Origin of the sequence: Pseudoalteromonas sp. HM-SA03 (assembly GCF_002289345.1) — a bacterium.
Taxonomy (GTDB): domain Bacteria; phylum Pseudomonadota; class Gammaproteobacteria; order Enterobacterales; family Alteromonadaceae; genus Pseudoalteromonas.
Genome location: NZ_NSDG01000015.1, coordinates 39,215 through 52,816, shown reverse-complemented (window position 1 = coordinate 52,816; position 13,602 = coordinate 39,215). Strand labels below are relative to the sequence as shown.

The 13,602-nt window shown below is 42.3% G+C and carries 10 protein-coding genes; 9 read left to right on the top strand and 1 reads right to left on the bottom strand.

All coding sequences use genetic code 11. From position 1 onward, the window contains the following. Positions 1-55 precede the first annotated feature (55 nt). From CKO50_RS02460 to CKO50_RS23880, 9 genes are all read left to right on the top strand, one after another. Positions 56-1,528 carry a methyl-accepting chemotaxis protein gene (locus tag CKO50_RS02460; protein WP_255229111.1) on the top strand — a complete coding sequence of 491 codons (1,473 nt, stop codon included), beginning with the start codon at positions 56-58 and terminating at the stop codon, positions 1,526-1,528. Then, complete coding sequence (locus CKO50_RS24375; protein WP_255229109.1) at positions 1,525-1,914, top strand: methyl-accepting chemotaxis protein; 390 nt, start codon at positions 1,525-1,527, stop codon at positions 1,912-1,914. The genes CKO50_RS02460 and CKO50_RS24375 overlap by 4 nt, the downstream gene beginning before the upstream one ends. Before the next feature lie 66 nt (positions 1,915-1,980). Further along, positions 1,981-2,547: a hypothetical protein gene (locus tag CKO50_RS02455; RefSeq protein ID WP_010372743.1), complete on the top strand. Its 567-nt coding sequence runs from the start codon at positions 1,981-1,983 to the stop codon at positions 2,545-2,547. Positions 2,548-2,661: 114 nt separating this feature from the next. After that, positions 2,662-3,699, top strand: coding sequence for an agmatine/peptidylarginine deiminase (locus tag CKO50_RS02450; protein WP_095726859.1), 1,038 nt, complete (start codon positions 2,662-2,664; stop codon positions 3,697-3,699). A gap of 5 nt (positions 3,700-3,704) precedes the next feature. Then, entirely contained in the window at positions 3,705-4,595 is an 891-nt protein-coding gene (locus tag CKO50_RS02445; protein ID WP_095726858.1) for a carbon-nitrogen hydrolase, read from the top strand. A 16-nt stretch (positions 4,596-4,611) separates the two neighbouring features. Next, positions 4,612-8,085 carry a transcription-repair coupling factor gene (gene mfd, locus CKO50_RS02440; RefSeq protein WP_095726857.1) on the top strand — a complete coding sequence of 1,158 codons (3,474 nt, stop codon included), beginning with the start codon at positions 4,612-4,614 and terminating at the stop codon, positions 8,083-8,085. Beyond that, a complete protein-coding gene (locus tag CKO50_RS02435) occupies positions 8,082-8,906 on the top strand; it encodes a CsiV family protein (protein WP_095726856.1) in 825 nt (274 codons plus the stop codon). The genes mfd and CKO50_RS02435 overlap by 4 nt, the downstream gene beginning before the upstream one ends. Before the next feature lie 12 nt (positions 8,907-8,918). Continuing rightward, on the top strand, positions 8,919-9,167 hold the full coding sequence (locus tag CKO50_RS02430; protein ID WP_095726855.1) for a DUF3862 domain-containing protein: 249 nt from the start codon (positions 8,919-8,921) through the stop codon (positions 9,165-9,167). A gap of 523 nt (positions 9,168-9,690) precedes the next feature. Next, complete coding sequence (locus tag CKO50_RS23880; RefSeq protein ID WP_217989640.1) at positions 9,691-9,858, top strand: hypothetical protein; 168 nt, start codon at positions 9,691-9,693, stop codon at positions 9,856-9,858. 153 nt (positions 9,859-10,011) lie between these two features. On the opposite strand, the gene CKO50_RS02425 is transcribed toward CKO50_RS23880, so the two are convergent. Then, entirely contained in the window at positions 10,012-12,960 is a 2,949-nt protein-coding gene (locus tag CKO50_RS02425) for a TonB-dependent receptor (protein ID WP_095726854.1), read from the bottom strand. Between the last annotated feature and the right edge of the window lie 642 nt (positions 12,961-13,602).

Here is a 13,602-nt window from a genome sequence, read left to right as displayed (position 1 = left end):
CATTTTCTTATTAAATGTCATAAGTTTAATGTATCAAACTTATTGGAGTGTGGCCGTGAAGTTTAAACACAAAGTCGTATCCGTCTCTGCGCTTGTGCTGCTAATAGCATTACTGATCTTATCTGTTATTCAATATATTTCCGTGCAATCAGCAATCAAAGCGCAAGCTGAACAAAGTGTGGATGAAATAATTCAGGGGATTGGTAACACTGTCACTGCGCAAATGAAAGGAGCAACCGATCTCGCCGCGCTTGCTACCAATCTCGTTGCTTCCACTGACACCTTAGACGCAGCCTTTCCTATTCTCTCGCAGCCACAGCTCACAACCTCTTTCCTACTGATAGGTTATGGTGAAGAGCAAACTGGAAAATATGTCGCAAGCGATCCAAATTGGAACCCCGGTGCAAACTGGGACCCGAGAAAGCGGCCTTGGTATACCGACGCAAAAACTGCAAGAAAGCTAATTATCACAGCGCCTTACGCTGATGCGGTAAGTAACGAAATCGTAGTATCAATTGGTGCACCTGTGTTTAAACAAAGCCAATTTAACGGCGCAATTTTTTACGACGTTAGTTTGGCAAAACTCGGCGAAATGATTAACTCGTTTAACCTGCTAGGCGCAGGCTTTGCCTTTATGGTAAGTAAAGACGGATCGACTATCTCACACCCTGATGTAAAACTAAATGGTAAGTCTTCTCGTGCATTTCTCGGTGACATAAGTCTCTCAGAAAATATCCAATACGTTGAAGTTAACGGCGAAGAAAAATTAGTGCAGTTTAAAGAGGTCGAAGGCTTAGATTGGTATTTAGGGGTGATGCTGGATGAAGACACCGTTTTTGCTGCACTTTCACGACTGCAAAGAGATGCAGCCATATTTGCCTTTATTTCTGTGGCACTCGCAACTGTGCTACTTTCTTTTGTGATTAGTTTATTATTAAAGCCACTTGACGAAATCAACACCGCCATGGCTGCTATCGCACGTGGTAATGCAGACTTAACCGTACGATTAAATACCGAGCATGAACCCGAATTTGCAGCACTGGCGCAAAATTTTAATGCCTTTACCAGTAGCTTACAGTCTCTAATAGCGAATATTCAGGGTCTGGGCCACGAGGTATTAAACGATGCTCAACAAACATCTAAGGTCGCAAATAAAGCCAAACTTTCCATTCAAGAGCAATTAGCAAGTATCAAAGTCCTTGATGAAGCAACAACACACATGTCTGCAACTGAGCATCAAGTAACACAATCTGCCCATGAAGCCGCTGAAGCAATTAAAACCACCGATCAAGTTGCTCGCCAAGGAGAAACAATCGTTGCGGAAACAACGGAAACAATTCAAGAGCTATCTAATCAGATCAGTTCGGCAATGACCGTAGTTACTGAGTTAGAAAGCTCGTCTACGGCTATTGAACAAATACTATCTGTTATCAACAGTATCGCCGAGCAAACTAACCTCCTAGCNCCATTGAAGCCGCAAGGGCTGGTGAGTCTGGTCGCGGCTTTGCCGTCGTTGCAGACGAGGTGAGATCGCTTGCACAAAGAACACAAGAAGCCACAACTGAAATCCGTGGAATGATAAGTCAACTACAGTCAGGTTCAGAAAGTGCGGTTACTGTAATGAAGCAAAGCCAACATTATGTCGATAAAACGGTTGAAAAGGCAGACCAAACCAAAGCCGCGCTTGAAGATATGCGCAGCGCCATTCGCCATATTGTTGATTTGAACTCACGTATTGCTGATATGCTGAATGAGCAAAATGATATTGTAAATAACGTGAATAGCAGTAGCTCATCAATTCGCGGTATTTCCGAGTCGGTGTATAGCGAAGCTAAGAGCGTTGATGCCACCATGCAGTCTCAAGTAGAAAAGATAACAACCCAAGAACAACTACTTGAGCAATTCAAAGTTTGATTATCGGTAAACTAAACCGTTACTATAGAGACAGTTGTAAAGCGGCGCGATGCCAAGAGATAAAACATGAAAGCGAATTTGCAGGAATTATTTGAACAGTATTTTCAGATAGCTGAACAGGTTCAGATCAACCTCTATCCGGTTGATGACAATATGGTTCCAGAGAACGAATATCAATTAGAAGCTGCAATTCCGCCGCTATTTAAGCTCGCGAACGAAATTAATGAGTTAGATCTTAATGCCCTGCGACCACTTCGTAATCTGGGTGATATTGCCAATGAGTTAGCAGCTTATTTGCAGGCGCAATCACGTAAGATTGATTTAATTATCAGCCATATTCTCGCAACCGAAGAACCTGATGACAGTCATCTATTTTGTGACAGCTACGGCGGCGGCGGTCTGACCGCAACGTTAGAAGCAGATTATGAGGTCGGACAATCGTTACGAACTAAAATATTTTTGCGCAATGAAGCCAGTGCTATCTTTTGCTACTCAGAAGTCATTGCCAAGCAAGATGGTAAATTCACCCTCGCCTTTACCGCTATTAGAGAAGCGGATCAAGAGTTGCTCGTACGGGCGAGCTTACACGCCCAGACCAGACAACTTAAGCTAAAGCAGCAAAAAGACCAATAAGGCATTTAACGCATTAGGTGCCTTCTTTAAATACTCAATTATCTTCATAAAACTTACTGACACACCTGAGGTTAATGATAAACTATAGGCTTATTATTATATGGTGATGATTTAATGAGTTTTACTTTACTCCCAGAATGGGCACCACAAGACGCAATCATGCTTACTTGGCCGCATTCTGATACCGATTGGAGCGACATTCTCAGTGACGTTGAACCTGTGTACGTTGCACTTTGCCAACATATTACCCAAGTTCAAGAAGTCGTTATCGTGGCGCATAATGAAGCGCTAAAACAGCATATCGAAAACTTACTCAGCACAGCTGAGGTTAGCTTAGCTAAGTGTCACTTTGTTGTTACGCCTTGTAATGACACCTGGGCCCGCGACCACGGTCCACTTACGACGCAAACAAGTACAGGTAATCTATGTATTAAAGATTTCACCTTTACAGGTTGGGGTAACAAGTTTGCTGCGGATTTAGACAATAAGATCAATCAGCAGCTTGCCAAACAGGTTCTCAACTCACACTGTACCTTTGAGAAGGTCGACGTGGTACTTGAAGGCGGCGGTATTGAGATCAACGAGTCCAATGTTCTATTGACTACTTCAGAGTGTCTGTTGAACCCAAATCGCAATCCACATCTAAGTAAAACCGAATTAGAACTATTGTTGCAAAAAGAGTTGGGTGCAGAGTCATTCTTGTGGGTAGATCATGGATACTTAGCCGGGGATGATACTGACAGTCATATCGACACTTTAGTGCGTTTTGCACCAGATAACACCTTGGTATATGTAAAGTGCGACGACAAGTCAGACGAGCATTATGATGCCCTCAATAAAATGGAGCAGCAGCTACGCACATTTCGCACCCCAAATGGCGATCCATACCGTTTGATTAGTTTACCTTGGCCTAGTGCTAAGTTTGATAATGAGGGTGAGAGATTACCTGCCACCTATGCAAACTATCTGATCTTGAATAAAACGGTGTTAGTACCTATCTATGGCGACGACAAAGATCAAGAAGCGTTGGACAAAGTCTCTCTTGCTCACCCAGAAAGAACGGTAATTGGCGTAAACTGCCTACCAATCATCCATCAATTCGGTAGCCTGCACTGTATTACGATGCAGTTACCAAAAGGTTTTTTAAGGTAAGTACCATGACTGAAAAAAACATCAAAGTTGGTATTGTTCAACATAGCAACTCTACAGATCTCGTAAACAACTTTGCAAAAACCTGTGACGGTATCCGAAAAGCGGCAAGTCAGGGGGCTAAGCTTATCGTTTTACAAGAATTGCACCGCAGCTTGTATTTTTGCCAGACAGAAGACACAATTCTCTTCGACTTAGCGGAAACTATTCCAGGCCCAAGCACAGACTCACTAGGCGCACTTGCAAAAGAGCTTAATGTTGTCATCGTTGCGTCGTTATTTGAAAAGCGTGCAACAGGGCTTTATCACAACACCGCAGTTGTACTTGAGTCTGACGGTACGATCGCCGGCAAATACCGTAAAATGCACATTCCCGATGACCCAGGTTTTTATGAAAAGTTTTACTTCACTCCTGGCGACATGGGCTTTACTCCAATTCAGACTTCTGTCGGCAAATTAGGCGTATTAGTGTGTTGGGATCAATGGTTCCCAGAAGGTGCGCGTCTGATGGCAATGGCGGGCGCTGAGTTTTTAATTTACCCAACGGCAATTGGCTGGGATCCTCGTGATGATAAAGCAGAGCAAATCCGTCAACGAGATGCTTGGATAATTGCACAGCGTGCACATGCAGTCTCTAACGGAGTACCTGTGATTAGCGTTAACCGTGTTGGCCATGAATCAGACCCTTCGGGTCAAAGTGAAGGTATTCAATTCTGGGGCAATTCTTTTGTTACCGGTCCGCAAGGTGAAATGTTATTGCATGCATCTGAAGAAGCTGAGGAAATCTCGGTTGTTGATGTTGATCTTGCACGCAGTGAATCCGTTCGTCGCATCTGGCCGTATTTAAGAGACAGACGAATCGATCACTATCAGGATCTTTGCAAAATTTATCGCGATTAATAAATAGGAGTAATCAATGGCGAATGTGCAATGGAACAATTTACCTTGGGTAAAATCAAACAAGGATAAAATTTCGTGGGGCAATTTGGTTGGCAGTAGCTTATCACTGTGTTTGAGTGAGCACATCCAACAACATGACAACTTAGTTGTACTCGTCACCCCCGACACCCCCTCTGCACTTCGCCTTGAGCATGAACTAGCGTATCTTTTAAAAGATACGCCTGTCATGATGTTTCCTGACTGGGAAACATTACCCTATGATCACTTTTCACCACATCAAGATATTATTTCTCAGCGTCTTGCTACGCTAAATACACTCAAACAGGAAAAGCAATCCGTACTCATCATTCCTGTTTCAACCCTTATGCTACGTACCGCACCACCTAGCTTTATCCACGGCATGAGTCTTCAGGTAAGAAAAGGTGACACAGTAGACGCACAAAGCTTGCGTGATACCTTAACTCAAGCGGGTTATCGTCATGTTCAGCAGGTAATGGAGCATGGTGAGTTTGCTGTTCGAGGCTCTATTATTGATTTATACCCCATGGGTAGCCCACTCCCCTTTAGACTAGATTTCTTTGATGATGAGTTAGACTCCATTCGTCATTTTGATATTGAAAGCCAACGTTCAAATGATGAGATTGATGCTATCGATTTATTACCGGCGCACGAATTCCCAACCAATGCAGAAGACATTGAACGCTTTAGAATTAATTACCGCGAAGCGTTCGGTGCAAGTAGTGAAAAAGACAGCATCTATATGCAGGTTAGTAAAGGAAACTGGCCTGCGGGTATAGAGTACTATTTGCCGCTCTTTTTTGATTCATTAGCGACGGTGTTTGACTACTTGCCTGAAGATACTGTTTTTATGCCTTTTGGCGACATTGAATCTGCGGCGCAAACCTTTTGGCAAGACGTATCTAAACGCTACGAAAATCGCCGGGTTGACCCACTTCGCCCGCTACTTTCACCAGCCAAGCTATATCAGCCAATAGAGACCTTGTTTGAAGGCCTTAACGGCTTCTCTCGAATAAAGCTTAGTCAAGCGATGCTAGGAACCAAAGCGGGCAATAGCAATGTCGCAGCTGAATTAATCGACGATGTTCGCATTGAGCATAAACACGCTAATCCATATCAAAAAATCCTCGATTACATCGCTGCTGAGAAAAAACAAAAGTCTCGGGTGTTATTCAGTGTTGAATCAGAGGGCCGACGAGAGTCACTGCTTACCTTATTAAAACCAACAGGGCTAAAGCTTAAGCCTTATAAGCGCATTGCAGAATTTGTATCTAGCGACTCAGATGTTGGTGTGGTCGTCACTCCACTCGCTACCAGTGTGAAACTTCTGGACAAACAATCGCTGTCTATCATCACAGAACAAGAGCTGTTAGGTGTTAAGATCTCCCAAAAGCGCCGCCGTAAACATAAATACGAGCAAGGGCAAGATGCGCTGATCCGAAACCTCGCTGAGTTAAAAGAAGGTCAACCTATTGTTCATTTAGATCATGGTGTAGGCCGCTATTTAGGGCTAGAAACCATAGATGCAGCGGGTATTGCTACCGAGTTTGTGACTATCATCTATGCCAATGACGCTAAACTTTATGTACCAGTTTCTTCGCTCCATATGCTCAGTCGTTACTCTGGAGGTGAAGAAGCTTCTGCTCCTCTTCATAAACTGGGCAATGACGCGTGGGAAAAAGCAAAACGTAAAGCGGCTGAAAAAGTCAGAGATGTCGCTGCTGAACTCCTAGACATATACGCAAAACGCCAAAGTAAACCAGGTTATGCATTTAAGCTAGATGCGAGCGCCTATCGAGACTTTTCTGATAGCTTCCCATTTGAAGAAACAGACGATCAACGCAATGCAATCACTGCCGTACTTGCAGACATGCAATCAAGCCTAGCGATGGACAGACTCGTTTGTGGTGATGTTGGCTTTGGTAAAACTGAAGTGGCCATGCGTGCTGCATTTGTTGCCGTCAACGATAGCAAACAAGTGGCTGTCTTAGTACCAACTACGCTCCTTGCCCAACAACACTTTGAGAACTTTAAAGACCGTTTTGCCGATCTGCCTGTTGAAGTCGGTGTGCTTTCGCGCTTTAACTCAGCGAAAGAACAAAAAGAGACGTTACAAAAACTTGAAGAAGGCAAAATTGATATTGTGATAGGCACCCATAAGCTTATTCAAGAAAACATCAAGTTCGCCGATTTGGGTTTGTTGATTGTCGACGAAGAACACCGTTTTGGTGTGAGGCAAAAAGAAAAAATTAAGCAGCTTAGAGCGGATGTCGACATTCTTACCCTGACCGCAACCCCAATTCCGCGTACACTGAATATGGCCATGAGTGGTATGCGTGATCTCTCTATTATCGCGACACCGCCAGCCAAACGATTAGCAGTAAAGACCTTTGTGCGAGAGCGCAATGACGAGCTTATCCGCGAAGCAATATTACGTGAAATCAAGCGCGGTGGACAGGTTTACTTCCTCCACAATAATGTCGAGACAATAGATAAAATCACCGCTGATATCTCGGCGCTCGTGCCAGAGGCCAACGTCACCACTGCCCATGGGCAAATGCGTGAAAAAGAACTTGAGCACTTGATGGGTGAATTCTATCACCAAAAGTATAACGTGCTGGTGTGTACAACCATTATTGAAACCGGTATCGATATCCCCTCTGCTAATACCATCATTATGGATAGAGCTGATAAACTGGGATTGGCACAATTACATCAGCTTCGCGGCCGTGTAGGACGAAGCCATCATCAAGCATACGCATACCTACTCACGAAGAATAGCCAAGCCTTAACCAAAGACGCGGTCAAGCGCTTACAGGCCATTGAGCAACTCGAAGACTTAGGTGCAGGTTTTGCCCTTGCCACCCACGATTTAGAGATCCGTGGTGCGGGTGAGCTGCTGGGAGATGACCAAAGCGGTCAAATTCAAACCGTTGGCTTCACACTATATATGGAAATGCTGGAACAAGCAGTTGAAGCCTTGAAAAATGGTAAAGAACCAACACTCGATAACCTACTTCAGCAGCAAAGTGAGGTTGACCTTAAATTCCCAGCACTGCTACCGGATGACTACATTCATGATGTAAATATTCGTCTTAGCATGTATAAACGCATCGCAAGCACTAAATCACTGGCCGAACTCGATGAACTGCAGATCGAATTAATCGACCGCTTTGGGCTGTTGCCAGATGCGGCTAAAAACCTCTTTGCGGTACAGTCTGTTAAGCTAAAGGCAACCCAATTAGGCATTAACAAGGTAGAAGCAAACCCCAAAGGTGGCTTCTTCGAGTTCAGTAGTCATACAAAAGTTAACCCAACATTCATCATAGGATTGATACAAAGTAGCCCGTCAACCTATAGAATGGAAGGCGCGAATAAACTGAAGTTCCTGATCGAAGAGAAAAATGGCCAAGAGAGATTAAAACTGGTCAATGCGATGATTGATGACTTTGAGAAAAAGGCTGTAGCATGAAAACAATAAAAAGTCTGGCCATCCTAGCGGCTTTGGTAAGTAGCGCATCTGCACACGCCACCCGCTGGTTTGAAGTAGAAATGATAGCATTTGAGCAAGAGCCTAGTTTCTCTTTGCGAGAAGACTTTAGTATTGAACCTGAACCACTCAATCGAAAAAACATTATGTCACTATTATTCGGCGGTTTTAATACCACCGGCTATAAACTATGCTTGGAAGGCAGTGAGCAGTTTGCTGAGCAAGATTTTATTCGTGGATTAACATCCGGCGCACGCTCTAGCTCTTGCGACCCAGATGTAAACTATGTTGAAAAATTCGGCACTTTGCCTCTGTCACCACAAGCTGAGCCACAGGAACATATGGACTCAATTTATTTGTTGGATAAGTCACAGTTTAATTTTTCTAACAAAATTGCCGAGTTAAAACGCAAAGGACTCAAGCCACTATTACACACTGGTTGGCGATTCCCAGAACAAAGTAATAAGCGTGCTCCCAATATCGAAATTATTGGTGGCAAACAGTTTGCGTCACCATCAAGTTATAGCGTAACTGAAAATGACGATCAGTTTTCTTCACTATCGAACCGTTTTAATATTCAGGAATCAAAAGAGCAAGTGCACTGGCAACTTGAAGGCCTGATCAAAATTCACGTGAGACATTACCTTTACGTGACCACAGATTTAGATTTAAAGTACGAAGACGGCAACGATATTCGTACTGCTCGTATGTCTCAATATACACGCGTGTATAGCGGCGACATACATTACTTAGATCACCCCAAACTTGGGGTCATCTTTCAAATAAGAAAATACAAACATTAGACGGGCAACCCTATGAAAAAACTACTAACTGCTGCTGCGTTACTCACCCTAGCCGGCTGTTCTAAAATAAATTTAGAAAACTACAACAAAATTGAAGTTGGCATGGATAAAACTGAAGTTGAGAACATTCTTGGCTCTGCTGATAAATGTGAAGAGAAAACGCTACATACCAATTGCATTTGGGGAAGCGAAGACAAACATATTAAAGTAACGCTACTTTCTGACAAAGTCACATTGTATTCTAAAAAAGGGTTAGAGTAAGTTTTACTCAATGCCTTTTCCATCAACGGTGAAGGCATTTAACTGCTCCTATCGATACAACAATGCAAACACTAAAGATTAGTTCCCCCCTAAAATCTATATTCGTTTTTAATACCATTTTGACTAAGTTTATGATCTAATAACCTCATTGAACATTGAAGCGACTAAGTTGAACTTTGAAAGGCCACGCAAAAGAGAAAGTGGCTGTCACTTAAAATCTTGTATTCACTTAAAATCTTGTACTTCAGCGCTTATATTGGACAGGTGCTCAAGGTTTCAGTGTCTACCCTTTCAGTTTTCTCGGATAACAAACTGTTCAAAGCATCCCAAGCAACCTTCTGAGGCACGATAAGTTTTTTCCGCAATATCGACCTGCTGAATGATCCTTCAAGTCCCATTATATAACGATTGGGTATCTAGTTTTAGTCAGAAATACGACTATTCGCTTGGACGAGAAAAGCCTTATGACTCTGTGTAACAAAACGACTGCTATTTGACTACACTCACCCATCTTTGTCCAAGTATGGAAATGCAAAAAGCTCTGTTTGCAACCTATGCAAACAAAGAAATCACGCTGCATCATCTTGATGCATACTTCAAAGTCATAAGATATGAAAAAGTTACCTTGGTGATAATAGATCGCGCAAGCTGGTCATTAGAAGGGCAGCTTGAGGGCTTGGAAAAAATTTAGAGTTAACGTAAGCAAAGGAAAATGTATATGCCGTAGAGGCTAAATTAAGCTGGACAGTTTATAGATAAAAATGGTTTAAACATGAAAATTATATACTAGTGATTCATAAAGTAAAAAGGCCACCCGAAGGTGGCCCTAATTCAATTTCGAAAGTTAGAAATTATAAGTTAGATTAACAAACGCTCTGCGGCCCCAAGGATCGTAGATCGATGATGACGTACCTCTGCCACCAACGTAATCAGGTATAAGTTTATCGAAAATATTACGAACCCCCAATTCAACCGAAAGGTCTTCAGTTGCTAGGTAGCGAGCCGATAAATCATGATATACCATGCTCGGTGCATAAGGATATGCGGTATCTTCGGGCGTATCACCTTCTTTCTTACCATCAACAGTGTACGTTTCTTTCAAGTTAATGATAGCGGATCTGTCTATAAAGCGGCTACTCCAAGTGACAGATAAGTCATCTAAGTTGTACGTTGCCCTGAAAGTCGCTTGCCATGTTGGATCACCGATTTCGCCGTCTTGACGGTCAGGCTTATCAGGGTTGTTCTGGAATTCATAGGTATCGTACTCGATAACATGGTTAACGAATAAGTTTATCTTTGCACTACCAGGTAGCGAGAAGTCTGCAAGATCAAGGTTATAGTTAAAGTCAGCTTCTACGCCTGATAAGACACGTTTAGCGGTATTTTGGTAGCCAGACTCAACAAACGTAACTGATTTGTTGTTTGGATCGCGTGTAATTTGCGAGCAATAAATAGGGTCAAGCTCTGGGCCATCTACACAGTTATTCACTACTGTCTGTGGTGTAATTGACTGAATAGCGTCTTCAATTTCAATATCATAGTAATCAATACTAAATGAGAAGTCCTCAAACGCTGTAGTAACGAAACCAAGTGTGAATGAAGTTGATTCCTCAGGCGTCAAATTTGGGTTTCCGCCAATGATTACCCGTTTACTAGCATTATCTTGACCAACATGGTCAGCTGGAATACCCAAGGCGGCACAGTTCGCTGCGCGATTAGGATTATTTGCCAATCTTGATTTATCGCATGGATCCCATACGCGAGCAAAGTCAGGGCTACGAGGAGAGAATGCTTCGGTTACGTTAGGAGCACGCACCGCTTCACTATAAGTACCACGAAGACTATAACCTTCCACTGGAGACCACATGAAACCAGCTTTCCAAGCGTCTACTTCACCGGCGTGTGAATAATCTGCTCTACGGAAAGCACCGTCAACACTTAACTCGTGCGCCAAGAAAGCATCAGATAAAATAGGTAAATTAACTTCGAAGAACCATTCTGACACATCATATTCGCCATATGTATCTGGCGTCGCTACCTCGTTTAGAGCTCCTGACTTAGTTAACTCATCAGTAATCGAGCCCGACGATTCCCAGCGTTTTTCGTAGCCGAGTGCCATTCCCATAGCACCGCCAGGTAGTTCGAACCACTCAGCACTATCAAACGACACCGAACCGCCAAAATACCTTTGTTTAATCGTATCCTGGCGAGTGACATTAGCACTAACCCACGCTTTTGCTTCTTCAGACGCTTGATCATAGCCAAACGGGTTGTAAGCCACACAGCTATTCACATCTACCGTAGCGGGACTTGAGTAGCCTTCCCCTTGCATAGATGGAACATTAGCACGACAATCAGCTTGGCCTGTTTCAGGGTTAATGACAGCATCTAATGCAGCAACCCAGTTACCAATAATGAGATCATTAGCCTGAATACGGTCATTTTCGGTGCGACCGTATGAATAGTAAACGTCATAATCGAATAGCGTTTCACTCAGTGTGAAATCACCTTTGATCCCGGAAACCAATCTAAATGTCTCACGCTTGTTACGTGCCTCTCGGTTACCTATCTCATCAAAGAATTTATGTATACTTATACTTTCTAAGTTAACACTATCGTCCTGCGCAGCCTTAGCCTTGAAGAAGTCAAGCGTCTCTTGCGACACGAAAGGGTTTTCTAATAAATTAACGGTATCACCATCGCCAAAACGATACGCAGGCTGAGCCTGTTGAATAATATCCGAACGTACATATTTTACGTCTGAGTAAAATTTAACATTATCATTGATTTCGTAATTAAAGAATGACCCTACCGTAACTTTGTCACGCTCAGGAAGAAAATTTTCGTATCGTGTTGTAGAAAAGCATAGCTCACAGCCATCAGGGAAGCTACCGAAAGCTGGAGAGTTAGACAAATCTCGCATCGGCATTAATTCGCCATTACCTGCATTATCAAAAGTGTAGTTTGTTCTACTATAATCTAAAACAGAAGTTTGACTGATCCACTCAGATAAAATATTTGGCGCCCACAGCTTATCTGGGATACCATCATCTTCGCCTGTATCTGCTGGATTATCAACAGTGCCGCTTTCACTGTAATGGCGCATGTCTCGTTCCATTACTTCAGCAACAGAGTCTTTAGTGATGTAAACCGTCGCGTTGCCTTTACCATCAGCAGTTGATGCACCACCGACTAAGCTGAAAGTTTTATTTTTGTTGCCAATGCCATGAAGTGAGTCACTATAACCTACTTTCAATTCAAGGCCTTCAAAGTCATCTCTCGTAATAATGTTAACTACACCAGAGACCGCGTCAGAACCGTAAATCGCCGATGCACCACCGGTAATCACTTCAACACGTTTAATCATTGAAGTTGGAATAGTCGATAGATCAACAACCGCAGAACCTTGCTGACCAGCTACATGTCGTTTTCCGTTTACTAGTACTAGTGTTCTGTCCGTTCCTAAACGACGTAAATCGATCGTACTTGAACCTGCATTTTCACTGCTCCCAGTATTTGCTCTTAACGTACCTGTTGCACCAATCGCTGGTAATTCTGAAAGTACCTGCGCAAGGTCGGGGATGCCTGCTTGCTCTATTTGTTCACCCGTTAATGTGATAGTTGGAGACGGTTGGCTAAGTTCATATCGCGCAATACGAGATCCGGTTATTTGTATTCTTTCTAGCTCTTTTGCCTCCTTTCCTTGTTCCTCAGCAAGTACCGACCCTGAAATTGTTGCTGCGGCAAGAAAAGACATTTGAATGGAGCTAAGTATTTTATTTTTAGCAAACATTGAAATTTCCCCTGTTGATATTCGTTTTTATTTTTAACTAGCAATTCATATTAAGTTAAGATTTGATAGCAAATCAAATTAACAACTCATTTTTACCTTTTTTAACAAAAAAATAAAAGCTTTATTTCTAAACTCATGGCTCAACAAAACAACACAATGTAAACATATCAAAACAAATCACAAAAAAACAACTGCTTAAGCCTTAAAGAGAATAACCTATAAAGTCCAAAAAAATGCGCAATAAACCGATGAAAATCATGTATTAACAAAAGAGACACAAAAACCCACCACCTTAATGATTACTGCATTGTCTTTTATGTCACTTTTCTTTAATAAAATTGAGGTGTAATGATAGGAATTTTAATTTTTAACCGAAATTAAAATTCAAATTGATTAAAAAGCAAACAAAATTTTTTTGAATTAATTTATATGCACTAAGGATTCGATAATTGTCTTTAAGACAAAAGTCCAATTAGTTAGTGATTCCAAAGATACATAACTTGCGACTAGGCGAAGATGGATTGAAATGTACCGATAAAATCTGTATTTGACCTGAGATAAGTTCAGAAGATAAAATTTCAGATAACTTTTCAGACGTATGGTAACGAGTGCTTTCTTCGAAAACTGAGNTGAAGAGCTTGT

What these genes read in the sequence shown, in the direction of transcription:
- CKO50_RS02450 (WP_095726859.1), top strand. Translation starts at nt 2,662, where the DNA reads ATGAGTTTTACTTTACTCCCAGAATGGGCACCACAAGACGCAATCATG.
- CKO50_RS23880 (WP_217989640.1), top strand. Translation starts at nt 9,691, where the DNA reads ATGGAAATGCAAAAAGCTCTGTTTGCAACCTATGCAAACAAAGAAATC.
- CKO50_RS02430 (WP_095726855.1), top strand. Translation starts at nt 8,919, where the DNA reads ATGAAAAAACTACTAACTGCTGCTGCGTTACTCACCCTAGCCGGCTGT.
- CKO50_RS02445 (WP_095726858.1), top strand. Translation starts at nt 3,705, where the DNA reads ATGACTGAAAAAAACATCAAAGTTGGTATTGTTCAACATAGCAACTCT.
- mfd (WP_095726857.1), top strand. Translation starts at nt 4,612, where the DNA reads ATGGCGAATGTGCAATGGAACAATTTACCTTGGGTAAAATCAAACAAG.
- CKO50_RS02455 (WP_010372743.1), top strand. Translation starts at nt 1,981, where the DNA reads ATGAAAGCGAATTTGCAGGAATTATTTGAACAGTATTTTCAGATAGCT.
- CKO50_RS02425 (WP_095726854.1), bottom strand. Translation starts at nt 12,960, where the DNA reads ATGTTTGCTAAAAATAAAATACTTAGCTCCATTCAAATGTCTTTTCTT.
- CKO50_RS02435 (WP_095726856.1), top strand. Translation starts at nt 8,082, where the DNA reads ATGAAAACAATAAAAAGTCTGGCCATCCTAGCGGCTTTGGTAAGTAGC.